The organism is Paenibacillus sp. B2(2019) (assembly GCF_008370385.1).
Classification (GTDB): domain Bacteria; phylum Bacillota; class Bacilli; order Paenibacillales; family Paenibacillaceae; genus Paenibacillus_AQ.
The window spans coordinates 16,839-43,723 of the sequence record NZ_VTZR01000017.1; the positions used below are offsets into that span (position 1 = coordinate 16,839).

Here is a 26,885-nt window from a genome sequence, read left to right on the forward strand (position 1 = left end):
GAGGAGGCTGTCCGTTGATAGGGATGAGATTACACTGGACTACGCGTACCATACTGCTGCTTCTCATTTTGTTATCGATTAGTGGCTGTGAGAACAACACCAAGCAGACGGAATCTACAGTGCCTCCAGTTGGAAACGAGGTGAAGTCTGACTTATCCGGCACCATAGTCATGATGACCAATCGAATAGATCTGATTGAGAACGGAACCTTTCAAGGGTACGCAGACCAATTTAAGCAAAAGTACCCCGAAGCGAATGTTGAATTTGAAGGTTTATCCAATTACGCAACGGACATTCTGGTAAGACTGTCCACCAAGGACGCCGGAGATGTACTTTTGCTTCCTGTGAATCTTCCATCAAAGGAACTGGATTATTTTTTCGAACCGTTGGATGAAGAAACTTCTGCTAGTGAGCGCTTCACTTCTTTTGCTACTTATGATGGTAAGCGATATGGGCTATCTACGGGAACTACCACGGTAGGGATTGTCTATAATAAAAGGTCCTTCGAAAAAGCAGGAATTACCGCGGTTCCACAGACACTGGATCAATTCTACGAAGCTTGCGCTAAATTAAAAGAGGCTGGAATTATCCCGCTGTATATGAATTATGGAGCCGTCTGGCCACTGCGTGAATGGGGAAATAGTCTGGTCAATTATATGACAGGCAACCCTGAGTATCTAAATAATATGGTAAATGAGGATAGTCCATGGCAGCTTGATAATGAGTGGGGGAAATCCATTTCCATTGCTCGAACCTTAATTGCTAAAGGTTATGTAGAGAATGAACTCTTCTCGAACAATTGGGAGATCTCTAAGACTAGACTCGCTAAAGGTCAAGCTGGCATGTATTTACTTGGAAATTGGGCGGTTGGTCAAGTGCTTGATGTGGGGGCTTCACCAGATGATATCGGATTCTTCCCATTTCCTTATGATAATAGCAGTACTCACTATGCGCCGATCAATCCAGACTGGTTCGTGGGTGTTAGCAAATACAGTAAGAATAAAGAGCTTGCAATGGCTTGGTTGAATTTTTTTGTAAAAGAGACTTCGTATTCAGATGATTGGGGATTCCTTCCTGCTGATGGTAGTCTGAACCCTTTTATGCCGCAGTACCGTGAATTTTTATCTTATGAACCTAAGCTGGTTTATGGCACGGTACAAAGTGATGCGTTCATCGATCTGGCAAATGGAGCTAAGCTGTCCTTTTGGTCCGGAGATTATATTCAAGAGTTACTTGCTGCGCCTGATTTACAAAAGTCTTTTGACGAATTAAATGCAAAATGGACGGAAGCGCGGGTAGCAACACAGGTAACTTCTCAGCCTTAACTTTGGTTTAACATTAATTATATTACAATCTCTGGAGGGTTTAATATGGCTAAAAAGGTCACCATGCAAAAAATAGCTGATCATCTCGGTGTATCCAAATTTGTTGTCTCCAAGTCACTTTCTGGTAAAGCTGGCGTTAATGAGACGACTAGAGAACGAGTGATTCAAGCGGCTTCGCAGTTAGGCTATTTTACGCAAAAAAATGCTTTTGTCCAAGGTGTCAAACGGACTCCTCCGGTAGGGGGGAGTGATCGGAATAAGCAATCTGTGCTTGTATTAATGCCGAATATCCGCTCGCAAACTCAGGATTCCTTGTATTGGGGGAAAATTGTGGACGGTATTGCCCTTGCGCTGGATCAAGAAGGACTTGGAATGGTGATCATCTCTGAGAATCGTGCGGATAATTTCGTGAATATCTTGAACCCAAGCGGGATTCTTGGTTTGGTAGGTGTGGGCGAAATCTCCACTTCTTTACTACTTGAGGTACATCGCATCGGTCTGCCGATGGTGTTGATTGACCATGAAGATCCATTAATTCCAAGTGATACTGTATTCGCGAACAATGTGGATTCCATGGCTCGACTTACTAATCATTTGATGGGGACAGGCCATACACAAATGCATTTTATCGGGAATATTGGATTTTCACGCAGTTTTCGAGATCGGTGGATTGGCTTCCGGAGTGCGCTGGAGGAGAGTGGGATAAGACTGCCTTTGGAAGATGATGCGAATCTCTTTTTAGAAGGGGTGGAGGAAGATGTATTCCAAGAGGATTTTAAAAATTGGGTCATGAAGCGGAAAAAAGCTAAGACACTCCCAACCGCTTTGGTCTGCGCCAATGACAAAACAGCACTTACGGTCAGTGATATCCTGAAGGCAGAAGGTCTTAATATTCCAGGGGATATCTCGGTCACGGGCTTTGATAATATTGAGGATGCCTCAAGAGGTGTTCCGCCGCTTACTACTGTACATGTCCCTAAAGAAGCGATGGGCCGGGCGGCAGTGGAGAAACTGCTAAGTCGGATTGGGCATCCCTCTGCACCACTGGAGAAGATCCTGATTGCAGCAGACATTGTGCATCGTGATTCTGTGGATATGCCGAGAGACTAGAAATTAGCCGATTAAAAATAATTGAAAGCCATGGAATTTTGGTTAGGGGGAATTCAGTTATGTCAGAAGCAGTTGGAATACCAAAGATCGAAGGCGAAATTATTCATCTGCGTGGTGTAGGAGAGTCCGATCTGGAGGCCTATTACAAATTTTTACTTGATGATGAGATGGGTCGTCTAACAGGGTCGCAAGGGGAAATCTCTCGCGAGCAAACTTCGGCTTGGATTCGAAAGATTAGTGTTCCAGCTGAGGATCGTGTGGATCTTATGATTATCGTCAAGGAAACGGATGAGCTTATTGGAGAAGTGGTTCTGAACGAAATAGATCCGGACAACCGTAGCGCAAATATTCGAATTGGGATTCGTAGCCATGAACATAGAGGGAAGGGTTACGGTACTGAGGCTATGAATCAAATGCTGCGATATGGCTTTGAAGCCTTGAAGCTGCATCGTATCCATCTGGGTGTATATCCTTTTAATCCAAGAGCCATTCATGTCTATGAGAAGCTTGGTTTCAAGCACGATGGTGTGGAGCGGGATGCTCTTTATGTAGACGGAGAGTTTCATAACATGATTCTGATGTCTATGCTGGAGGATGAATATCGGGCTTTGTACAATTAAAAAAAGTGAACCAATGGTGAGGAAGACGCTGCGTAAATTCCTCACCAGATTCACGTTAAATATTATTCGGTAATATTTCCAGCCATTTTGAGGCGTTTGGCAATTTCTTTAAAGTCTTCGGGGGAGATTCCTGGGGCGAACTCCTCTTCGACTGCAGGGGATTACTGAGCTATTTTGAGCTTAATCTATAGGAATTAATCATTAAACGGCTAAAAAGTATGGATATTTATCAACAATAAGGGAGTATCCATGAACAGATTTACAAGTCGAAAGAGCATTAGTAAACACTATCAAATACCCATAGTAACGTGCTAGGGGACACAGAATGATCAAAAACGCAGAGCAGCGACCCTCCATTAAGGAGAATCGCTGCTCTGTTGATTTTTAAGGACTCTGAACTCTTATTTACAGCGCTAAATTACGATCGATGAGGGCGATACGTTGCTCTACACAAGCATAAGAGCGGAGTGGATCTTCTGGTGTGTTCAGTACGTAATCTAACATTTGATCAACCGTAGTTGTTGCTACATGGATGCGGGTGTCGGAGGAAGCGTAGTAGATATAGATCTCACCGTTATCGCGTGCAATTACACCGTTACAGAATACAACGTTGGAGACATCACCGACACGTTCTTCACCGTCTGGTGCGATGAAATGACCGCCTGGTGAATGTGTGACTTTGTTTGGCTCCTCAAGATCAGATAAAAAGGCATAAAGGACGTATCTAAGCCCAGCGGCAGTGTTTCGCACACCGTGTGCGATATGCAACCAGCCTTTTGGTGTTTTGATTGGAGCTGGACCTTGGCCATTCTTAACTTCCTTGATGGTATGGTAGTGGCGCTCATCCATGATTGTCTCACTTGTAATCACGGCATCCTCAATCGTATCCGAGAGTCCCCAGCCAATACCGCCACCGGAGCCTGCATCAATAAAGCCATCCTGAGGGCGAGTGTAGAAGGCGTATTTTCCATCCACAAATTCAGGGTGGAGCACGACATTGCGCTGTTGAGCAGAACCTGTCTTAAGATCGGCCAGACGTTCCCAGGTCTTCAGATCCTTTGTGCGAACTATACCACATTGTGCTATTGCACTGGAAAGGTCACCGTGTGGGGCGTCTGGATCTTTGCGTTCTGTACAAAAGAGGCCATAGATCCAGCCATCTTCATGGGGTACGAGACGCATGTCGTAGACGTTGATATCCGGAACTTCTGTCTCAGGCAACACGACTGGATGATCCCAGAAGCGGAAGCCATCCACACCATTGTCACTTTCAGCTACAGCAAAAAAAGATTTACGGTCATTACCTTCTACGCGGGCAACAAGATAGAACTTACCGTTAAGTTCTATGGCACCAGGGTTGAAAACGCCGTTGACGCCGATTCTTTCGGCGAAGTAAGGATTAGTGTCAGGATTGAAGTCGTAACGCCAGATTAGAGGAGCGTGCTCAGCGGTAAGCAGTGGATAAGCATAACGGTCATAAATACCGTTTCCATAAGGAAGCTTTTCATTTTTACGGGTGATCAGCGCTTCATAACGTTCTGTTAATTGTTGTTTGCGTTCATGAAATAACGATGACATTATACAGTCTCCTTTAGGGTTGAATTCAGTCGTGCGATCATTTCGAAGCAGGCTCTGCTGTTATGATAAGGGCATTTCCAGGCACTAACCTTGGTTGCGTGAGGGAGAGGCAGATGGTTCTCGTCCACGCCCCAGTACCATTCGCCTAGTTTGTGATCCACCATATATTTATCGATAAAAGTCCAGGAGGCTTGGGCAGCCTCGTTAAATTTGCTGTCACCGGTCAGCTGATAAGCATTATAGAATCCAACAACCGCCTCCGCTTGCGGCCACCAATCTTTATCTTTGCTTAGCAATCCGCTCGGATCAGCTTCATTCCATATCCCGCCATCGGTATCTATACCTTCTGCAAGAACAGCTTCTGCCATGGAGATAGCGACGGTTCGAACACGCTGTAGCAGCTTTTCTTCACCAAGTATTTCTGCGGCTTCCACTAGCAGCCAGCTGCCTTCGATATCATGTCCGTAGGAGATACTATCTGACTTCACATTCCAAGCCTCATCTAAGAAAAGATGAAAATGCTTGCCTTCGTTATCAATGATATGGTCCAGCATCGTTTCGATTAGCTCAGCCAGCGTACTCGCCAGCTCCTCTGACTTCCATACTCGATAAAGTCCGGTATACGCTTCCAACACATGTAGATGCGTGTTCATTGATTTTTTCTCATTCAAGTCCTTGCTGCTAAGACTGAGGTTATCCGTGATTTGCCATTCCCGAGATAAAGCTTCAACATAACCTTTATAAGTTGAATCATAGCCATATTTCTCAACAAGCCGGAATATTTGAATGGCCTCATCTAACACCTCAGGCCGTCCAGTCGCGTGGTAGAATTCAGCCAATGCGTAGATAGCAAAAGCTTGGCCATAGATCTGTTTTTTCTCCTGAGAAGGTTTGCCTTCAGCATTCACCATCCAGTATAATCCGCCATACTCCTTATCGATGAAATGATCCATCAAATAGGCATAGGCACGTTCTGCCATGGCCAGATATTCTGTCTTGCCGTAGATCCGGTAAGCGCTGGCAAAGGACCAAAGAATACGGGCATTAAGCACAAGGCTTTTCTCCGCGTCAGGTGCAATGTTCAGCTGATTGTCGATTTCACCAACAAAACCGCCATTGATTTCGTCCTTCGTCTGTTTCATCCAAAAACTAAGAATATTACCCTGTAGCTCATCCTCAAGCTGGGTCAACCATAATTCTGGTGAATTAATCATTGGTAAGTAGTCACTCCTCACATTACTTATTGATTTTCGAGGTGAAGTATTCGTTAATGATCCCAGCGGCTTGTTTGCCATACATACAATAATCATCATTGTGTTCTGCTTCATGAATTGGATAAAGATGAGTAGGCCAATCCCAAAGCATAAAGCCCTGAACCCAATCTCTGCGCTCACAGCCTTGAAACATTGCCTGATAGAATTTGCTTTGTTCTGCTTGACTTGGTTCACCCTTCAAGGTCCAATCATTAGGAATTGCCGCGCTCCCGCTTCGGCTTGGGCAACCCGCTTCCATGAAAAAGAACGGCTTATTCTGTGATCTCACCACATGCTCAATCCGGTCGAGCTGAGCTTCCCAATCGTTAGCTGGATAATATCCACTTGAAGAAATCACATCGAGCGCATCCCACCAGGTCACGTTATCCTCCTGATACTTATCGCAATTATAAGTAAGAATTCCTGAGTAAACCTTCCGAACCTCGGCAATAAGCGTACGCCATTCGGTTTCTCGTCTATCCGTTTGTACAAGCTCGCAGCCGATACAGAACATCTCACAGCCTGTTTCTTCAGCAATAGCAGCATAATGCAGAATAAATTTAGTATAAGAGCTGAACCACTCAGACCATTTAGGCTCGCAAGGAACATCCTTATCGAAAAAGTTAATGTGAGCACGCCAAGTTCCATCCGCGCAATTAACGATCGGTTTCAGGCATACCTTTAGCTGCAGTGACTTCGCTTTACTGATGGACTGTTTCACTTCTTCGTCGGTAACGGTTGGCGCCTCCCAGTAGGGAATTTCCGTAGAATGAGCGGTAGCTTGAAGCGCACTAAAGGCAATGGTCGTCCAGTTCGCTCCAGTGACTGAAGACATGAGTTCCATCGAACGTTGCGCTTCTTCCGTTTTCCATGAACCGCGTGTACCCGAGAAGCCCCAGGTTATGCCTGCAATGTATTCGTTGTTAAATATCATCGAGAATCCCCACCTTACATTGAAAATAGAAAAGAGAATAATTAGTAAATTAATTTTTGTTATATAGTTATTATTAATTTGTTAGTTTATAATAACAACTTAATTTAGTTATATACTTTTTCGAAGATGATTTCAAGGACAATTTATAGTTGCAGCTGGGAAATTAGAATAACTTTCGTTATAGTAAATACAAGACTATAAAAGAGTGTAATCGTACATTGACGTAATACATAGGAAGAATTCTATTCGTGATGATGGAGCAATCATAATAACTGGCAGATACAACTGGAGGGAAGCGCTCAAATGATAAATGTTATGATTGCGGACGACGAGGAGGTCATTCGCAGGGGGCTCGAAAAAATCACATCCAGGATGGAGCTAGATGTACATGTAATTGGATCCTACGGTAACGGGGTGGAAGCCTGGGAGCATTTTGAAAAGTTATCCCGAGATGACATTGATCTGCTTATTACAGATATCAAAATGCCTAGAATGGATGGCTTTATGTTAATTGAACAGGTTAGAGGACATATGGAGGATATACCTATTGCCGTTCTTAGCGGTTTTAGTGAATTTGAATATGCCCGCCGAGCAATCCGCCATGGGGTGATGGATTATTTACTAAAACCTATTGATAAGACTCAGCTATATGAATTGCTCAAGAGAGTAGAGGATACAAAGAAAAAGAACGTCACAGAGCAGGAGGAGATGTTCTCTCAAGCGGCAGATGGTGGTGAGCATTACGTAGTTGAACAGACTAAAAGCATACTGGAGAGGGAGTATGATCAGAACTTCGAACTTGAGCGTTTGGCGGAGACCGTCGGTATGAATGCGAGCTACCTCAGCCGGTTGTTCAAAATAAAGACGGGGCAAACCATCACCGATTATCTAATTCGAATTCGTATTACTAAGGCGAAAGAATTGCTGATCGAGCATCCCGACTTAAAAAATTATGAAATTGCCGATAAGGTTGGCTATAGTGATCCGGTTTATTTTAATAAATTGTTCAAGAAAATGTGTGGTATGACACCTAAGGATTACAAAAGTGGCTGTAAATTACCGAAAATGGAACGTGAGTTTTAGTCCTATATAGGAAGCTATTATTTAGGAGAGCGATAAGCTCTCTTTTTTTGTGGTTATTTTCAATAAATTAGATAATAAAAACACCATAACAAAAACAAAAATAACAAATACAAGACCAGAAAAAGCAATTCAAACCATCGTTTTGCGTTAAAAATAGATCTATAATGAGTTTGTAAGCGATATCATCACTTTTTTTTAAGAGTATTTCAGTGAGTTTGATAATAGTGATTACTCTATTAAATTGATAGTGATGATAAAAGTTATTATTTTTGTTATCAAACCAAATTAGAGTCGAATTGAAGAGAGGGGTCGTAAAAGCATGAAAAAAGGCAAAACAATGATGGGCTTGATGGCACTGACACTTATGGCAGGATTGTTTAGCGGTTGTTCCTCAAACAACAACACCAACAATGAAGGCGCTAAAAACACAGGAAGCAATGGATCCTCAACAGAGGCGACGGCAGCTCCGGCTGATGATGCAGCAGCCAAGGATATTAAAGGGGATATCACGGTTATTACGCAAAGAACGGATATTGTTGATACCGTATTCAAAGAGTATGCGGCTAAGTTCAATGAGAAATATCCTGATGTAAAGGTAAACTTTGAAGCGCTTGCTACTTACGAAGATCAAATTAAAATTCGCATGAGCACTAGTGACTATGGCGACGTTCTGTTGTTACCTACAAGCATAGCTATTAAAGATATTCCCGATTTCTTCGAACCACTGGGTACACTCGAAGATATGCAAAAACAATATACAGGTGTGGAAGAACGAGCAGTAGACGGAATGGCTTACGGAATTCCAATGACCATCAACTTTAACGGTATTATTTACAACAAACAAGTCTTTAAAGATGCCGGGATTACAGAGGTTCCAAGAACTCCTGAACAATTCTTAACTGCTCTGCAATCTGTTAAAGACAAAACGAAAGCTGTGCCTCTGTATACAAACTACGCAGCTGGCTGGACATTGACCCAATGGGAAGCGGATCTGGCTACAGTAGCTGGTAACCGTGATTATGTGAACATTGGTCAAGTGGCTAGCGACGATAACTATGTTCCAGGTCAACCTCACTATGAGCTGTACAAAATCCTGTACGATGCAGCACAAAAAGGTTTGATTGAAGAAGATCCGACGACTACAGACTGGGAATCTTCCAAAGCGGATCTGGCTAACGGAAAAATCGGCACGATGGTTCTTGGATCTTGGGCAATCGGTCAAATCAAAGGCTTAGCAACGAATCCAGATGATGTTGGCTTTATGCCATTCCCTACGAATGCAGATAAAATCCTTGTACCACTTGCTGGTGACTACAATCTGGGTGTCAGCGTTCATAGTAAAAACAAAGAAGCTGCTAGAGCTTGGGTGGATTGGTTCATTAACGAATCTGGCTACCCAACGACTGAAGGTGGCGGTATGAGCCCGGCTATCGGTGCAGAGCTTCCAGAAATTCTGAAACAATATGAAGGCACTGAAGTAACCTTTGATACACTTGCAGCTGCTAAAGCCGGTGAAGAAGGCTGGTCTGATGAAATCGACAAACAAGCCGAAATCGGTGCTTGGCAACCAGACTTCAAGAAACGGATTATTGAAGCCGCAATTGGCAACAGAAAAGAATCCTATGATGACATCATGAAGGACCTCAACGACAAGTGGAAAGCCGCTCGCGCTAAAGTCACAGCACAGTAACAACTATAAGCTTTTTTAAATGCTATAGGCGGTAGAGGATGTGGGAGGGGATATGCGAACGGGCATTTCCCCCTTCACATTTAAACGAGTCATAAATAAATGAGGATGCTTTTCTGGAGGTGTATCGGGTGTTTAAGTTTTCGAATTTGAGTTACAAAAATCAACGGATTGCCATCATATGCTTGTTCTCATTAGTGCCGATCGTATTACTACTCACATTTGCTTATTATCCAGTAATCAGTATGTTTCGGTACAGCTTCACCAGCTGGAATGGCCTAAGTAAAAATATGGAGTACGTTGGGTTAGAAAACTACAAAACCATTTTTACGAAACCGGAGTATTTTTCCGTATTTAAGGTCAGCTTGTATTATTTCTTCACTACCTTTATTCAGATGGCACTTGCTTTGTATTTTGCAACCATACTGAGCTTTAGTGTTCGCATGAAAAATTTATTCAAAGGGATTTTGTTCTTCCCAACCTTGCTAAACGGTGTAGCGATCGGCTTTATCTTTCTGTTCTTTTTCAAACCAGATGGAACGCTAGATACGATTCTTAACCTGCTCGGACTCAGCGGTTTACAGCAGAAGTGGCTGCTCAATCCGAATTTGATTAACTTCTCGCTTGCGGGTGCGTCACTGTGGAGATACATGGGGATGAACTTCCTGATCTTCCTTGGGGCTATTTCCTCGATCGGTTCGGATATTTATGAAGCTGCTGAGATTGATGGTGCAAACAGATGGCATCAGTTTATGCATATTATTTTGCCAAGTATTAAACGTATTCTGCAATTGAACCTGATTCTTGCGGTCAGTGGCGCCATTGGTGTGTTTGAAATTCCATACGTCATGACAGGCGGATCTAACGGAAGTAGCACATTTGTTATTCAGACAGTCGATGTAGCGTTCAAATATAGCAAAGTTGGATTAGCGTCAGCGATGGCCGTAGTTTTGCTGGGTATCGTTATAGTAGTTACTATTTTGCAGCGCGTTCTGATCAAGGAGGAGAAATAAACTATGCATTCTGTAAAATATACCACTGCTAGTATATTCAAATATCTCACCTTGATTTTGGGAGCACTTGCAGCATTGATACCTATCGTAGTTGTATTTTTTGCCTCATTAAAAACAGGGCCGGAATACGCTTCAACCGGACCGTTAACGCTGCCAGAGAATTGGCTGAATTTCTCCAACTACACTAAGGCTTTTGTTGATGGCAAAATGCTTCTAGGATTTAAAAACACTGTCATTATCGTTGTGATCTCTATCCTGGGTGCAACGCTGACGGGCTCAATGATGGCTTATATTTTATCCCGGTTTAAATTTAAAGGCAGTAAAGTTCTCATCAGTATGTTTCTGATTGCTACCCTGATTCCGGGTGTTACAACGCAAGTGGCAACCTTTCAAATCATCAATCACTTGGGCCTGTTTAATACCAGATGGGCACCCATCGTGATGTACCTCGGTACGGATATTATCGCTGTATATATTTTCATGCAGTTTCTGGATTCGATTTCCGAGTCACTGGATGAATCCGCGATGCTGGACGGGGCTTCGTATTGGACGATTTATTGGAGAATTATTTTGCCACTGCTGAAACCGGCGATTGTAACAGTAATTATTGTGAAGGGCGTAAATATTTATAACGATTTTTACACTCCTTTCCTATATATGCCGAAAACAGATCTCCAAACGATCTCCACAGCACTTTTTAAGTTTAAGGGTCCATACGGATCGCAGTGGGAAGTAATATGTGCAGCGATTATGATCGCGATTATTCCGACATTGGTTGTGTTTACCGCGTTACAAAAGTATATCTACAATGGATTTTCGCAAGGTTCCGTTAAGTAAGCTTAGTAGTAGATTTCATAGCAGCAATAGATAAAGTAGCATACTGAAAAGTTGCATACATTTGGAGGGAATACTAATGAGTGAAGTGAAATTGGTTGGAGCAAGTGCGATTAACATCCCGAACATGCCTTGGCAGGATAAGCCTGCTGGCTACGAGAACCCGATTTGGAGACATAATGATAACCCGGTTATCAAAAGAAATCCTGCAAAAGGAGTAGCCCGTATTTTTAATAGTGCGGTTACTGCGTTTGAAGGTAGTTTTATCGGAGTATTTCGTGTAGAAGATAAGACAACGCGTCCGCATTTGCGCATGGGACATAGTGTTGACGGTCTAGATTGGAAAATCGATGATGAGCCGATCCGATTTATAGATGAAGAAGGTAACTCTTATCAGCCGCGTTATGCTTACGATCCACGTCTGGTTAAGGTCGAAGATACATTTTATATTATCTGGTGTACAGATTTTTACGGCGCAGCTATCGGTGTTGCTAAAACGCAAGATTTCAAAACATTTATCAGCTTGGAAAATCCATTCCTGCCCTTCAACCGGAACGGTGTATTGTTCCCTAGAAAAATCAATAATAACTTTGTGATGTTGTCCCGTCCAAGTGACAGCGGACATACACCATTCGGTGATGTATTCCTTAGTGAAAGTCCTGACTTTGTATTTTGGGGTAAACACCGCCATGTCATGAGTAAAGGTGGCCAAGGCTGGTGGCAAAGTGTCAAGATTGGCGGCGGACCTGCACCGATTGAAACTACAGAAGGCTGGTTGATGTTCTACCATGGCGTTACTGGTACCTGCAACGGTCTTGTATATAGCATGGGTGCAGTTATTTTGGATATTAACGAGCCTTCGAAAGTAAAATATCGCTCGAAAAATTTTGTGCTAACTCCTGAAGAATGGTATGAGGAAAGAGGTTTTGTGAATAACGTTCTGTTCCCATGTGCCACTCTGCATGATGCAGAAACGGGCCGTATCGCCATCTATTATGGCGCTGCTGACACTTATGTAGGCGTTGCATATACAACCGTTGATGAAATCGTCAACTATGTCATCGACACCCATGAAGAGGTTGGCGACGATGCGGGTTTAGGGAAAATTTAATAGGGTGAACAACCTTTAGGTAGAGTGAAGTTGGGTAGATATTTGGTGGCTGAGCAGCGTTCGAAAAAAGTGTGCGGCGTGTAGTGTGCTGTATTTTGTGTGCTGGGTTCTGCACGTTGCGCGCTTTGTGTTATGTGTTCTGTGTTCTGTGTTATGTGGCTTGAGCTTTTCATTGCATTCTCTGCAATAGAAACTCTCGATTTCGTCTGAAAAATAGAATCTATTGCACTCTCTACAATGGATTCCCGCAAAAATCACTTTTATGCTCGGTTTCGCTCGAACTGATTGCACAAAGTACAATAGAACAAAGACTGACGCTCATATGGAGAGATTCTATTGCACAAAGTGCAGCCAAAGAGCAACGAGTGAGTACTATGAGCTCATTCATGAGACGCCAGTATGTCTAGGCTAAAGCCGCTAGTTGCACAAAGTGCACTTAAACTAACCTGTTTGGTGGTGTTTAGTGCAACTAGCGAGCTCTTGTTATTAGTAGAAACTAACGGAAAACCCACATAAGCGGGTTTTCCGTTTCCATTGTTTTTTAAGTGAAAAAACTTTAAGGAGGACCTTAATATGGGAAACGACATGACATTGTCACAATTAAAAAAATATAACGGAAGCAGCCCAAAACCAGTCGACTTTGACGCATTTTGGGAGCGGGCTTTGCATGATCTGGACGCCCAGTCACTAGATTATGAGCTAGAGCCTGCGGAGTTCGTCAGCGAGCTGGCGGAATGTTTTCATCTGTATTTTACCGGCGTTGGCGGAGCAAGAATCCATTGTAAATATGTAAGACCGAAGAAAAGGGGTTCAGAAAAAGGTTCTGGTGTCGTGATGTTTCATGGATATTCCTGTGACAGCGGGGATTGGATGGAGAAGGTGACTTATGCGGCCCATGGGATTAGTGTCCTTGCGATGGATTGCCGGGGACAAGGCGGACTTTCCGAGGATAATCTTACAGTAAAAGGCACAACCATTCGTGGACATATTATTCGCGGCATTGACGATCCTAATCCGGACAACCTTTACTATCGTAATGTATTTCTGGATACAGCGCAGACTGCTCGAATATTGATGTCTATGGAGGAAGTTGATCCAGCACGAGTAGGTGCTTTTGGTTTATCTCAAGGCGGAGCGCTTACTGTAGCTTGTGCAGCATTAGAGCCGCGTGTGAGTATGGCCGTTCCTGTGTATCCGTTTCTTTCAGATTATAGACGGGCTTGGGAGCTTGATATCACTACGTCAGCTTATGAAGAAATCAACTATTATTTCCGCTTTTTTGATCCCCATCATTTACGTGAGGACGAGATTTTTAATAGACTGGGTTACATCGATATTCAGAATCTCGCGGAGCGAATTCAAGCCAAAATGTTGTGGGTTACAGGGTTATCCGATGTGATTTGTCCACCTTCAACGCAGTTTGCCGCGTACAACAAAGTACTAGCGCCCAAAGAGCTTATGGTTTATTATGAGTACGGTCATGAGTATTTGCCATATCTTTCCGATCGGGTGTTACAAATGTTCATGACCTTGTAAACGATAAGCCAGTAGGCATAACAGACGACAACGGTGGTGAATGATTAGATGAAAGTACAAGTGAAAAAAGAAAAAAGACGATTCCAGCTGCATCCATCCAAATCCATTGGGGTGCGGCTTTTTCTCATCTTCTTTGTTTCGACGATGGTGCTCGTGCTCTCTCTCGGCTACACTTCCTATTCCGTAGCTGAGCATACGATCGAGACGAATGCGCTGTCAGCCAATCAACAGACAGTCGTTCAAACTGCTGAGAAGTTTGATGTGGAATTGTTACGTTATGAGGATGGTCTAGGAAGAATCTTGTACGACAATGAAATTCAAAATGCACTCAAACAAGGGAATAATCCCACTACAAGTAATGAGGAACGTAAGGTACTATCTAACCAGATTAGTGCGCAGCTAAATGATTGGCTCACGGCATCAAACGGTGTGGAGGCCGTATACCTTATTCCGATGAATGAAGGTTCTCCAATTTCTTCGGCGGGTACAAAAGATAGCGCTTTTATTGAGAGTTTCAGAGAATCCTCATGGTTTAAGCAGCTAGAGGAGAAGCCACAGAGTGTATGGATTCCACGTGAATTACAGGGCCAGGAAGGAAATACGTCAGGTGTTTTCCATTTGGCCAAATCGATTGCCGGTGATTCTAAAAGCTCAGGATACATAGTCATTAACGATATTAGAATTAGCGAATTAGAAAATCAGCTTCGTAAAGTGGATCTTGGAACAAGCTCCTACATGCAATTGCTAACGAATAAGGATGAATTGATTGCCTCCTCCCAGCAAGTGGGGACGGATACATATTTGAATCTGGGAGGGACGCTTCTGGGTGGTCTGCAGAATACAGCAGGCTCATTGCCAACAAAGGATGAGAAGGGGAAATCTATATTAGCTGTATACGGAACACTAGAAACCTCGGGATGGAGGTTACTTGGTGTTGTACCGGCTGAGAACTTGACGAAAGACGCGCTGCGTATTCTCAAGACTACTTATATTATTGTTGCTGTAGCTGCTGTTATCGCCATTTTAATAGGGTATTGGATGTTCAGAATGGTATCTCGACCGCTGACCAGACTTAAGAATTTGATGTCAGAGGGAGCCGAAGGGAATCTAGGGGTGCGTACGAATATCACCTCACGTGATGAGATCGGTCAGTTATCCAGTTCTTTTAACATGATGATGGAACGAATAACAGAGCTGGTTATCCATACGAATGAAACCGCTCGGAAGGTACTGGAAACCGCCGATGAGCTTAGCGGTGTTTCGCGCAAGACAGCTGATGCAGCTATGGATATTGCCGCGGCCACGGAAGAAATTGCGGGTGGTGCTGGCAGTCTAGCCTTGGAAGCTGATCGTGGCAATGAGTTGACGGGGCAAATTTCGGTACAGATGGATTTAGTTAATTCAGCTACTCACGAGATGGATCACACCGCACATAGCATCGGTGAACTCAGTGAGGAAGGCTTCAACAGGTTGAAAGAATTACTTAATGAGACGAATAGGACGGGCCTGAAGACGAATCAGCTTGTGATGAAGGTTAACGAGCTGACAGAAACGGCATCTTCCGTTATGAAGGTTCTTAATGTGATGCAAAATATTACTCAGCAGACAAATATCTTGTCTCTGAATGCCACCATTGAAGCAGCAAGAGCAGGTGAGGCCGGGCGAGGATTCATGGTGGTAGCCGATGAAATACGTCAGCTTGCAGATCAATCGAAAGAGTCTATTGCTGTTGTGGCAGAAATAACAGATACCGTTATGAGAGATATGAACGAGACGGTTGTGGTCCTTTCAGAAGTTGCACCGCTCTTTAATCAGCAAATGACTTCCGTGCAGAGCACTAGCGATATCTTCGTATCTGTGCAGGATCAGATGCAGCATTTTATCGCCCGTCTGAATGCTGTAACTGTGTCGATGGACAGCCTGAGTCAATCGCAAAAGGTTCTATCCGATTCGATGAGCAACGTAAGCTCTATAGCTGAGGAATCGTCAGCTGCATCGCAAGAGGTCGCTTCACTTAGTGGTGAGCAACAAAGTGTAAGTGATCATTTAGTAGAGCTTTCTTTGAAGCTGGAGGATGCATCCTTGCAGTTAAAGGAGAAATTATCGAAGTTCAGCGTGTAGGGTAGCCGTAACAGAATACTAAATTAAAGAACCGCTTATTCTTTTGGAGAAGCGGTTCTTTGTTTTGAGCGGCATGTAGCGAGTATAAAATAATCCAGATGCATCTGAAGATAGTCTAGATAAGCCATCCCAAACCTCAAGCTATAATATGTCTATCAAATAGGGGGTGAACTGAAGAGATCTTTTTGTTAGATGGTATTGTTAGCGTTTACATATTTTACTGAGGAGGATGGCATGTTGACAAAATATAAAAACAGTTCAAGCCTAAAAGTTAAGAAAATGCACATAGCTAGAAAGCTGGCCAGTAGCTTAGCAGTCGCTGCGTTGTTATTCTCATCTGTGAATCCAGGGGCGTTTGCCGCTGAAATTACAAATGTTCAAACGGTTGCGAGTTTTAAGGACGTAAACGGGCATTGGGCGCAATCACCAATAGGAAAATGGGCGTCAAGCGGAATTATAAATGGATATACGGATGGAAGCTTCCTACCAAACGGAAAAGTAACTAGAGCAGAATTTGTGGCAGTGCTCAACCGATTATTCGGTTTTTCACAGCTAACAAGCAATAGCTTTAACGATGTACCAAGCGGGAAATGGTATGCAGCTGATGTGCTGATCGCACGTCAAGCAGGTTACTTTGAAGGTTTTGCAGGTAATCTTGCGAAACCAGATAACTACTTAACGAGACAGGACGCTGCAACCATGCTGGCTCGTGTGTTCGAATTGAATCAGGCAGGGACGGCTTCCCTATCCTTCTCGGACGCTGCTTCTATAAGTGCTTATGCTGCCTCAGCGGTTGGCATCCTTACTCAAAAAGGGGCTATCAACGGGTATACGGATGGTACATTCAATCCAACGGGGTCCATAACACGTGCTGAGGTCGTTAAGATTATTGATGGTATGGCAAAAGGATATTACAATGCTGCAGGTACTTATGATACCACGGCGATCGCGGGTTCTGCGCTAATTACTGCTTCAGGAGCAATCCTATCTGGTAGCAAAGTGAGTGGAGATTTATATTTAACCGCAGGTATCGGTAACGGAGAGGCTACACTTGATCAAGTAACCGTATCTGGAACCACGTTTGTAAGCGGCGGAGGAATAGACAGTATTCACTTGAAGAGTAGCACTTTGTCGGGTGTAACCATTAATAAGCAAGGCGGAAAGGTTCGAGTTGTAGCCGAAGGGTCCACTGCAATCCAATCTATGGAAATCTTAGTTCCTACCGTTATTGTAATCAATGATGGGGCGAAGGTGGGAACGATCACTATCCGACCAGGAGCAGAGGGAACAACCATAACTGGTGGGAAAAATGTGACCAGTATCGTGGTACAAACTTCAGGTGTGATCATTGATGGTAAAGGGGTTGGCCAAGGAACAATTACTAATGATGGTAAAGATACTGCGGCTAAGCCAACCAGCAGTCCTGCTACTGGCGGCGGAGGGTCCGGGTCAGACTCAAATAATGGAGGCAGTAGCACGAAATGGAGCCAAAGCGTTGTTGGTACGATTGGTACAGTGACCAATCCTGGTGGAGAGACCTTAGGATACTCAACACAATCAGGGGTAGCTCTGTTAACCGTAGATGGGTTAGCATTTAAAGATTTGAATAAAAACGGCAAGCTCGACAAATATGAGGATTGGCGTCTTAGCACAGAAGTAAGAGCTAAGGATCTTGCTTCGCAAATGTCTGTGGAGCAAATTGCCGGACTTATGCTGTACAGTGGTCATCAATCCATACCAGCAGCCTCAGCTTCGGGATTCCGTGGGGGAACTTATGGTGGAAAACCGCTGGCGGAAAGCGGTGCATTGGCATCCGATCTAACAGACCAACAGAAAGTATTCCTGACAGAAGATAACTTGCGGCATGTATTGATTACTACGGTTGAGAGCCCTGAGGTGGCTGCCCGTTGGAACAACAATGCCCAAGCCTTAGTGGAGAAGATTGGACTTGGTATTCCAGCTAATAACAGTTCGGACCCTCGTCATAGCACTGTGGCTAACGCAGAGTATAACGAAGGATCAGGTGGAGCGATCTCGATGTGGCCGCAGGCACTAGGTCTTGCTGCTTCCTTCGATGCCAATCTGACGAAGCAGTTCGGCGAAATTGCTTCTAAAGAGTACAGGGCGCTTGGCATCGCAACAGCTTTATCCCCTCAGGTGGATATGTCTTCGGAACCGCGCTGGACTCGTTTCAGCGGAACATTTGGTGAGGACTCTAAACTGTCTGCTGATATGGCAAGAGCCTATGTGGATGGTTTTCAGACTACACCGGGCAGCAGCGATGGATGGGGCAATGAGAGTGTGAATGCTATGGTCAAACATTGGCCAGGTGGGGGTTCCGGCGAGAGTGGCCGAGATGCACACTATGGGTATGGAAAGTATGCTGTTTATCCGGGAAATAACTTCGATGAGCATCTGATTCCTTTTACAAAAGGAGCATTTGACCTGGAAGGACCGACTGGAAAAGCCGCTGCAGTTATGCCGTATTATACAATCTCATTTAATCAGGATAAGGCGAATGGAGAGAATGTAGGGAACTCGTATAGTCCTTATGTAATCACCGATCTTTTACGGAATACGTATCATTACGACGGTGTAATCACAACAGACTGGGGAATCACAGGCGATGAAGGACCTGTTGAGTTATTTGGTAACCGCCCATGGGGTGTAGAAGAAAATTACACAGTTGCGGAACGTCACTATCGAATCATCATGGCTGGCGTCGACCAATTCGGTGGAAATAACGATTCCAAACCTATCATTGCAGCGTATCAAATAGGAATTGAGAAACAAGGCGAGAAGGTGATACGGACACGATTTGAAGAGTCAGCAGTACGACTACTTACTAATATTTTTAATGCAGGGCTATTTGAGAATCCATATCTTGATGTAGAAGAAACAAAAGCTACTGTGGGTAACAAGGAGTTTATGACAGAGGGTTATATGGCCCAGTTAAAGTCAGTCATTATGCTGAAAAACAAAGATAACCATGTACTTCCACTTAAAAAAGATGAGAAAGTTTATGTTCCAAAAACTTATGATGCAGCTACCAAAACGTATTCGTACCCTGTCAACATTGACCAGTTAAAGAAATACTTTAATGTGACGGATGATCCGGCTCAAGCGGACAGCGCGATTGTCTTTATCAAGAATCCGCAAACTGGCGCAGGCTACAGCAAAGCTGACGTAGATGCCGGAGGTAATGGGTATATCCCGATCAGCCTGCAGTATCGTCCATATACAGCGGAGTATGCACGTGAGACGAGTTTGGCTGGTGATGCACGAGATGTATTGAACCGTTCTTACAAGGGAAAGAAGACTACGGCATCCAATGAGTCTGATCTTGATCTGGTGCTTAATACCAAAAAAGTAATGGGAGATAAACCGGTAGTCGTTTCCCTAACGATGTCTAATCCGACGATTGTTGCTGAGTTTGAAGATCGTGCAGATGCGATTATTGCGAACTTTGGCATTCAGAATCAAGCGATCTTCGATATTCTGGTAGGTGCATATGAACCATCGGCCCTTCTCCCTATGCAAATGCCTAAAGACATGAAGACGGTAGAAGAGCAGTATGAGGATGTATCCCATGATATGAAAGTCTATGTAGATTCCGAAGGGAATGCTTATGACTTTGCCTTCGGGATGAACTGGAGCGGTGTAATTAAAGATGCCCGGACAGCGAAATACAAAAAAGCTGTTGATCCCGGAACTGACCCTGAAGAAGGACTTGTTGCTGCTCCAACAGCTTCTATCCCGTCAGGAACTTATTATGGAGCTCAGACGGTAATGTTGACCGCTCCGAGTGGCGCAACCATCTTCTATACTACCGATGGATCTATACCTGCAGCATCAGTAATGAATACGACCAAGCAGTATAATTCACGGTCTGGAATCAGTATTACGGCCTCCTCAATAGTAAAGGCATTAACGGTTAAAGACGGCAAGACAAGTAAAGTTGCTGAATTCAATTATGTAATTGGAGCGGCATTGCCTACTGCTTTTCCAGAGCCTGGTGTATATAAGAGTGGCCCTAAGGTTACGCTCACCTCAACATCCGGCGCTACAATTTATTACACACTTGACGGCAGTACACCAACTGAAAACAGTACCGTATATCAAGGACCAATTACAATTGTAGGTGCCGATAAAGAGACGGCTACAATTAAAGCCTTGGCAGTTAAAGCTGGTATCCCATCAAGTCCTATAGCTGAATTAAAATACACTATCGACGCAAGTCTGGTTGTACTGACAGACGAAGCATCCATTGATGCCGTTATTGGTGAAATGACGCTTAAGGAAAAAGCTTCGCTGGTTGTCGGTGCTGGTTCAGGCACGAAGGTAGCTGGAGCTGCTGGTGGTTCTTATGAGTTGCCACGTCTTGGGATTCCTAAGTTAATCATGGCAGATGGACCAGCGGGAGTCCGCATCAACACGAAACAGGGTGAAGATACAACATTCGCTACAGGGTTCCCTATCGCCACTTCCATTGCAGCGACTTGGAATGAAGCCTTGGCTAACCAAGTAGGTAATGCGATGGGGAACGAGCTGCTGGAGTATGGTGTGGATTTATATCTGGCTCCCGCGCTGAACATTCACCGCAATCCATTGGGGGGCAGAAACTTTGAGTATTATTCCGAAGATCCGCTCATCTCAGGAAAAATGACCGCTGCGATTACGAACGGGGTTCAGGCGAATGGGGTCGGAACGACAATTAAGCATTTTGCCGCGAATAATCAGGAAACGAACCGGATGTCCATCGACACAGTCGTTTCAGAGAGAGCACTGCGCGAAATTTACTTGAAAGGTTTCGAAATCGCAGTGGAAGAATCGCAGCCGTGGTCTGTTATGAGCTCTTATAACAAAATCAATGGAATATTCGCTTCTGAAAATAAAGATCTTCTGAGTACAATTCTTCGCGATGAGTGGGGTTTCCAAGGTTTTGTAATGACGGACTGGGGTGGGGGCTCGAACCGGGCACAAAATATGATTGCAGGCAACGACCTCATCATGCCAGGAAATGCGGCAGCCATTTCAGCGATTACTAAAGCTGTGAACGATGGCGATCTGAGCGTAGAACAACTGGATGTTAACGTAAAAAGAATTTTGAAAGTCGTAGTGAAATCTCCATCCTTTAAGGGGAGCGGACACAGCAACAAGCCTGATCTTGCTGCAAATGCAGTGACCTCTCGTCAAGCCGCAACAGAAGGTATGGTGCTGCTGGAGAATAAAGCTGAGGCGTTGCCTATCGCAGCAGGTACGAATATTGCCCTCTTCGGAAATGCTCAGATTGAAACCGTCAAAGGTGGAACTGGCAGCGGCGATGTCAATGTCGAGCATACTGTATCCATTGTGGAAGGGTTAAGTGACGCAGGCTACAGCGTATATGAACCTTTAAATGTCAGCTATCAAGAATATATTACAGAGCTAAGAAAGAAGCCGGAATACGGTCCAGTGAGCAGCTTTGGCGGCTTGGCCTATCCACCACTTCCGGAAAAGGTATTATCAGCGGATGAGATTAATTCAGCAGAAGCTTCTTCCGAGACGGGCATTATTGTAATCAGCAGAATATCTGGTGAAGGTGCAGACCGGAAAAATGCTGAGGGTGACTTTTTGTTGACAGCGACAGAGCTGGATATGATTGATAAGGTATCAACTGCTTACCATGAGCAAGGTAAGAAGGTCTCCGTGATTCTGAATATCGGCGGTCCGATTGAAATGATCTCCTGGAAAGAAAAAGTGGATGCTATTCTCTTGGCTTGGCAGCCAGGACAGGAAGCAGGCCATGCGATTGCCGACGTATTATCCGGAGCTGTGAATCCATCGGGCAAGCTGCCAATGACTTTTCCTACAAGTTATGCTGTAGTTCCTTCCGCTAATAACTTTCCAGGAAATAGTACGGAAGTGAAGTACGAGGAAGATATTTATGTGGGTTACCGTTACTATGATACGTTTGGAAAAAGCAGTGCGGTTGCCTATCCATTCGGATATGGCCTCTCCTATACAACCTTTGGCTACCGCGATCTTAAGATCAGTTCAAATGCTTTTGATTCTGCAGCGGGAAGTGTGACTGTAACCGTGGATGTATATAACAACGGTACAGTTGCAGGTAAAGAGGTAGTTCAGCTATATCTAAGCGCTCCGGGTGCCAATAAACCAGTTCAGGAATTGAAGGCTTTCCAAAAGACAGCGTTATTGAATGCAGGAGAGCATCAGACCCTTACGTTCACACTAAATAGTATGGATCTGGCTTCCTTCGATGAGAGCAGTCATGCTTGGGTAGCAGATTCAGGCACTTATGCGGTTCGAATCGGTTCCTCTTCCGCAGGAGAAAAACTGAATACGTACTTCCAGTTGGAATCGCCAATGACAGTGAAGACCACCAACAGTGTACTGATTCCGGTCAAACCGCTAAATCTTTTGGTTCATCCGGTCATTGCCGATTACGTGCAAGAGGCTTTAACTGTTGCACCATAGTCTTTTCCCTTCGCAAGCAGGAATGACAAAGCTGCCTCAAGCTATAAGTAGCTTGGGGCAGTTTTTTTTGGAATCGGGAATTGACTATATTTACTATAGTATCTATTATTATTTTAATGTAAGCGCATTCTTATTAGCATAAACAATGCTAGAGGGGGAAGAACACCATAAATATACTTCGCCGACCTTTTTATATTTTCATGCTGCTCTTACTGTCCATTTCCCTATGTTTTACTGGCGTGTTTACTGGAAAAGTGTTGTATTACGATCATTTACTAGCCGAACGAAAGCCCGCGCAAAAGCCACTACTACATCTGGTCTTAATTTCGGAAGAATTGGATAATCCCTATTGGCGTGAAATTGAGAAAGGTGCTCAGAGAGCAGCAGCAGAGGAAGGGATTGCGCTTGAATATCTCGGACCCGTCCAAGCAGATAAGAGAGAGCAAATTCGAATCATAGATAAAGCTATTGCATCGAAGGTAGACGGAATATTGACACAAGGACTTAATGATAAGGAATTTAATCCCATCATTGCTGAAGCTGTTAAACAAGGTATCCCTGTCATTACTATTGATTCGGATGCACCATCTAGCGGGCGGATTGCCTATGTTGGCACTGATAACTACGCGGCTGGATATTTAGCCGGAACGACACTTGTTCAGCAATCGAAGGGCGTAGGTAAAGTTGGGATTGTGACCGGGAGCTTTACCTCTACGAATCAACAGCAGCGGGTTAAAGGTTTTATGGATGCAATTGATGGAGAGTCTGGTATCCGTGTCGTACAAATTGAAGAATCAAACATTAATCGGATTCAGTCAGAAGTCAGTGCTTTTAAAATCATGAATCAGCATCCGGAGATAGACACTTTTTTGGGTACAAGTTCTTTGGATGGATTGGGGATTGCCCAAATGCTGAAAGGTAAAGATCAGCAGGCGCGGATCATTGCTTTTGATGACTTACCGGAAACGCTTGAATTCATTGAAGAAGGCATCATAGATGCCTCTATAGTGCAGCAACCGTACATGATGGGACGAAAAAGTGTAGAACTTATGGTGGATTATCTAGCAGGGAAAAAGATTGTTACCATATTTAATACGGATGCCAATGTGGTCCGCAAAGAGGAAATTTCCCGCGGAAAGGGGGACTTCGGGCCATGATTCGTATTAAAAGCAAGCTGATGATCTTTTTTAGTGCTTTTATAGTACTACTTAGTAGTGTTTTCGTCTTTCTTTACATAGATAATATCAATATGGCAAGGACATACGATCAAGTTCTGCACCGATTTTTTCTGCTTAATGAGCTATACCAGGATGCCACTGATGTTAATGATGCTATGAACCGGTATGTGCTCCGGAATCGAAGTGGCGATGAGACCCTGAAGCAGTATGAAACTGCCATTATGAAGCTTAATAACAAACAGGATTTACTAGTAAATATTCTACAAAATGATCATAACCAACTGCTCGTTGATAACTATAGCAATATGATAGACAGCTATATGACAGAGAGCCGGCAAAGCCTTATAGCTTTTGATCTAGGCAACCAGGATGCTTACTACGCACACTTAAAACAATCGGGTGAGATTACTAGATATATTCAAGAGACCACATTGACGATTATTAATAGCGAACTGACGGATTACCGGAATGTGTTTGAGCTGATTAGTCGAAAGAATGAGAACTTTAGATATTTAGGTGTTTTTGTTTTTAGTTCGGTAGCCATTTTGTGTATGATTTTTGCGTATTGGTTCTCCAATGGAATTACGAAGCCCATACAGCAACTGACGGCTGCGGCGAATCGGATATCTCGCGGGAATTTCGAGGGGGAGGTTACGGTGAATACGCGTGATGAAATGCGCTTTCTCGCAACAACCTTTAATAATATGCGCTCTAACATCCGCGATCTCGTGGTTGAAATCAAACAGAAATCGGAACTCGATCAATTGGTTAAGAAAATGGAGCTGAAAAGTCTGCAAAATCAGATCAATCCACATTTCCTATTTAATACACTGAACATGGTTTCTAAAATGGCTTATGTCGAGAGCGCAGAAAGAACAAGCGAGTTGGTGGATTCCGTTTCGACCTTGCTGCGTTACAATCTGAAGAAGATGAATTATATTGTTCAGCTGCGTGATGAGGTGAATATTGTTAAAGAGTATTTGTTTATTCAAAGGATGCGTTTTGATGATAGAGTTGCGTTTACGGATGACATTGAGGAGCGAGCCTTGGATTGCATGTTACCACCACTGACCTTGCAACCCTTTATCGAGAACGCTTTCACCCATGGTGTGGAATCCTATGAACAGGGTGGGAAACTACATCTGGCCATTTACGAGAGTGGTAATGATGTCATCGTAGAGGTACAGGATAATGGTGTTGGAATAGACCCGGAAACGATTGCTCGCTTGAGCGGAGATATTCCTTTTTCCGAACATACGCCCATAGATTCAGAGAAAGAAAGGGAGCCTGTGGGGAGCGCTGATTCGAACTCCAATGGAATTGCAATACGAAATGTACAACGACGGCTGCAGCTTTTCTATCAAAGGAACGATGTAATCGAGATTATGTCCGAGCAGGGAAAGGGAACGACCATCAAACTGAGGCTAACGCGTGTGAATAATAGCAAGGAGGAGATCCTGCATGCTTAAGCTCCTGATTGTGGATGATGAACGTATTGAACGTAGTGCTCTCCGGATGATCATCGAGCGGTTTCTACCAGAGATTCGAGTAGTTGGTGAAGCCGAAAATGGTAGGGTAGCTGTAGAGCTCGCGGAACAACTACGGCCTGATGTCATCACTATGGATATCAAAATGCCGGGAATTGATGGAACGGAAGCTGTGTCCTTGATTCATAATAGGTTTCCAGCGATTCGTTTTATTATGATGTCTGCGTTCGATACGTTTGAATATGCACGTAAAGTCATGCGTTATGGTGTGAGGGAGTATTTGCTTAAGCCATATCGGAAGGATCAGATCGTGGAGGTCATCCGCACGATGTCCCATGAGATTGCACGAGAAAAAGAGGATAAACAAAGAACTAATGAGCTGGAGTCCAAATTTAAAGAGACATTATCACTAGTAGAGTCCGAATGGGTTAGTGCTATTTTGATGGATCGAATACAGGAAGTGCAGGTTAGAGATTGGAGCCATACCCTTGGTGTACCAGAATCTTCAGGATTCGCTATCGTATTTGTGATGTCAACGAAGGAGAAGGCATGGAGTGTTCAGGAACGAAGGGAGATATATTCTTGGCTTAGGCATCAGTGTAAGATTAGTTGCTTCTCTCTCGTAGGTCCGATGACAGGAGCTCGTATCCCGGTCTTCATGTTTCCGGATGCGAAATCCCGTTTGCCAATACAGCATATTCATAATGCTAAAGATTTTACGTCTAATCTAGCTAAATTTGCTTCCCGGCGTTTCCGTTCATTGCAGCTGTCTGTTGGAATCGGAGGTTTAGCAGCTTCTACTGATCAGTTGATAGGCTCTTATCACGAAGCGCTGTTATCAGCCAGAGCTCTTAATGAGGGGGAAAGCTCACAAGCACAAGAGGAATGGCTCTCAAATTCTGGTATGAGAGAGGCGGAACGAAGATTGCTTCGTTCTTTAGGTAGTGGACAGTTCCGAGAGATGGAGGAAGATTTCGAGTTTTGGGTAGCGGAACTTCGTCTCTTCTGTAGTGACGAGATCGAGGATATAAAGAGCGGACTACACCGATTATTTACTTTGGCTGATGAGACGCTCAGGGAGAGCGGGCTTGAGCCTTTGCCGCAGCTTAGCTTCGGAGAGGTGGAACAGGTAGAGCTGCTGGTAGAGCAAGCCCATTCAAGACTTTTCCTTCAGGCCCGAATGTTGAAGCATTGGTACGATAACAATTCGGCTAGCGCGATTCGTCGGGCTCAGACGTTTATTTCCGACCATTACAGGCGGGAGCTATCGCTTGAGGAGACGGCTGAACATGTAGGGCTGAACCCAAACTATTTTAGCAAAATATTTAGTGATCGCTGCGGCATAACCTTTATTGATTATTTAACTGGCCTGCGAATCAATAAAGCCAAGGAGCTGCTAGCCGATCCTGCGCAAGTGTTGAAAGAGATCAGTATAAGAATTGGATACCGTGATCCTAACTATTTCAGCAGAGTATTCAAAAAGACAACAGGAATGTCACCGACGGAATTTCGGCAATCCATTGGCAGACTGTAAGCAG

The 26,885-nt window shown here is 44.0% G+C and carries 16 protein-coding genes and 3 pseudogenes; 16 read left to right on the forward strand and 3 right to left on the reverse strand.

Going from position 1 to position 26,885, the window contains the following annotated elements; genetic code table 11:
* The first annotated feature begins 23 nt into the window (after nt 1–23).
* From PAENI_RS14530 to PAENI_RS14540, 3 genes are read left to right on the forward strand one after another with little or no spacing between them, the layout of a single operon-like run.
* Nucleotides 24–1,325: an ABC transporter substrate-binding protein gene (locus tag PAENI_RS14530; RefSeq protein ID WP_076300074.1), complete on the forward strand. Its 1,302-nt coding sequence runs from the start codon at nt 24–26 to the stop codon at nt 1,323–1,325.
* 45 nt (nt 1,326–1,370) lie between these two features.
* Nucleotides 1,371–2,435, forward strand: a complete 1,065-nt coding sequence (locus tag PAENI_RS14535; RefSeq protein ID WP_149645793.1) for a LacI family DNA-binding transcriptional regulator — start codon at nt 1,371–1,373, stop codon at nt 2,433–2,435.
* A 59-nt stretch (nt 2,436–2,494) separates the two neighbouring features.
* Entirely contained in the window at nt 2,495–3,055 is a 561-nt protein-coding gene (locus tag PAENI_RS14540) for a GNAT family N-acetyltransferase (protein WP_149645794.1), read from the forward strand.
* A 405-nt stretch (nt 3,056–3,460) separates the two neighbouring features.
* Here the strand turns inward: PAENI_RS14540 and PAENI_RS14550 are convergent, their stop codons facing one another.
* From PAENI_RS14550 to PAENI_RS14560, 3 genes are read right to left on the reverse strand one after another with little or no spacing between them, the layout of a single operon-like run.
* On the reverse strand, nt 3,461–4,633 hold the full coding sequence (locus tag PAENI_RS14550; protein ID WP_149645795.1) for a glycoside hydrolase family 130 protein: 1,173 nt from the start codon (nt 4,631–4,633) through the stop codon (nt 3,461–3,463).
* The gene (locus PAENI_RS14555) at nt 4,633–5,847 is read right to left on the reverse strand and encodes an AGE family epimerase/isomerase (protein WP_149645796.1); all 1,215 of its coding nucleotides are present in this window, start codon (nt 5,845–5,847) and stop codon (nt 4,633–4,635) included. Before PAENI_RS14555 ends, PAENI_RS14550 begins: the two co-directional genes overlap by 1 nt.
* 22 nt (nt 5,848–5,869) lie before the next feature.
* The gene (locus PAENI_RS14560) at nt 5,870–6,820 is read right to left on the reverse strand and encodes a glycoside hydrolase family 113 (RefSeq protein ID WP_149645797.1); all 951 of its coding nucleotides are present in this window, start codon (nt 6,818–6,820) and stop codon (nt 5,870–5,872) included.
* Between the two features lie 303 nt (nt 6,821–7,123).
* On the opposite strand from PAENI_RS14560, the gene PAENI_RS14565 reads away from it, so the two are divergent.
* The 13 genes and pseudogenes from PAENI_RS14565 to PAENI_RS14615 all read left to right on the forward strand — a co-directional run bounded on the left by PAENI_RS14565 (nt 7,124) and on the right by PAENI_RS14615 (nt 26,881).
* A complete protein-coding gene (locus tag PAENI_RS14565; RefSeq protein ID WP_042186104.1) occupies nt 7,124–7,903 on the forward strand; it encodes a response regulator transcription factor in 780 nt (259 codons plus the stop codon).
* Between the two features lie 319 nt (nt 7,904–8,222).
* Nucleotides 8,223–9,593: an ABC transporter substrate-binding protein gene (locus PAENI_RS14570; RefSeq protein WP_042186107.1), complete on the forward strand. Its 1,371-nt coding sequence runs from the start codon at nt 8,223–8,225 to the stop codon at nt 9,591–9,593.
* 128 nt (nt 9,594–9,721) lie between these two features.
* Nucleotides 9,722–10,603: a carbohydrate ABC transporter permease gene (locus PAENI_RS14575; RefSeq protein WP_042186108.1), complete on the forward strand. Its 882-nt coding sequence runs from the start codon at nt 9,722–9,724 to the stop codon at nt 10,601–10,603.
* 3 nt (nt 10,604–10,606) lie between these two features.
* The gene (locus PAENI_RS14580; RefSeq protein ID WP_042186110.1) at nt 10,607–11,440 is read left to right on the forward strand and encodes a carbohydrate ABC transporter permease; all 834 of its coding nucleotides are present in this window, start codon (nt 10,607–10,609) and stop codon (nt 11,438–11,440) included.
* Between the two features lie 76 nt (nt 11,441–11,516).
* A complete protein-coding gene (locus tag PAENI_RS14585) occupies nt 11,517–12,548 on the forward strand; it encodes a glycoside hydrolase family 130 protein (protein WP_149645798.1) in 1,032 nt (343 codons plus the stop codon).
* A gap of 573 nt (nt 12,549–13,121) precedes the next feature.
* A complete protein-coding gene (locus tag PAENI_RS14590; protein ID WP_149645799.1) occupies nt 13,122–14,084 on the forward strand; it encodes an acetylxylan esterase in 963 nt (320 codons plus the stop codon).
* A 48-nt stretch (nt 14,085–14,132) separates the two neighbouring features.
* Nucleotides 14,133–16,205 carry a methyl-accepting chemotaxis protein gene (locus tag PAENI_RS14595; protein WP_149645800.1) on the forward strand — a complete coding sequence of 691 codons (2,073 nt, stop codon included), beginning with the start codon at nt 14,133–14,135 and terminating at the stop codon, nt 16,203–16,205.
* Between the two features lie 279 nt (nt 16,206–16,484).
* Nucleotides 16,485–17,072: pseudogene (locus tag PAENI_RS32630) on the forward strand (S-layer homology domain-containing protein); the annotation flags it as partial.
* A 639-nt stretch (nt 17,073–17,711) separates the two neighbouring features.
* Nucleotides 17,712–19,904 (forward strand): annotated as a pseudogene (locus tag PAENI_RS32230) (glycoside hydrolase family 3 protein); the annotation flags it as partial.
* A gap of 69 nt (nt 19,905–19,973) precedes the next feature.
* A pseudogene (locus PAENI_RS32240) lies at nt 19,974–22,682 on the forward strand (glycoside hydrolase family 3 C-terminal domain-containing protein); the annotation flags it as partial.
* A 200-nt stretch (nt 22,683–22,882) separates the two neighbouring features.
* Nucleotides 22,883–23,839, forward strand: a complete 957-nt coding sequence (locus PAENI_RS14605; RefSeq protein WP_149645802.1) for a sugar-binding protein — start codon at nt 22,883–22,885, stop codon at nt 23,837–23,839.
* The gene (locus PAENI_RS14610; protein ID WP_149645803.1) at nt 23,836–25,329 is read left to right on the forward strand and encodes a sensor histidine kinase; all 1,494 of its coding nucleotides are present in this window, start codon (nt 23,836–23,838) and stop codon (nt 25,327–25,329) included. The genes PAENI_RS14605 and PAENI_RS14610 overlap by 4 nt, the downstream gene beginning before the upstream one ends.
* Nucleotides 25,322–26,881 carry a response regulator gene (locus PAENI_RS14615; protein WP_149645804.1) on the forward strand — a complete coding sequence of 520 codons (1,560 nt, stop codon included), beginning with the start codon at nt 25,322–25,324 and terminating at the stop codon, nt 26,879–26,881. The genes PAENI_RS14610 and PAENI_RS14615 overlap by 8 nt, the downstream gene beginning before the upstream one ends.
* Nucleotides 26,882–26,885 lie beyond the last annotated feature (4 nt).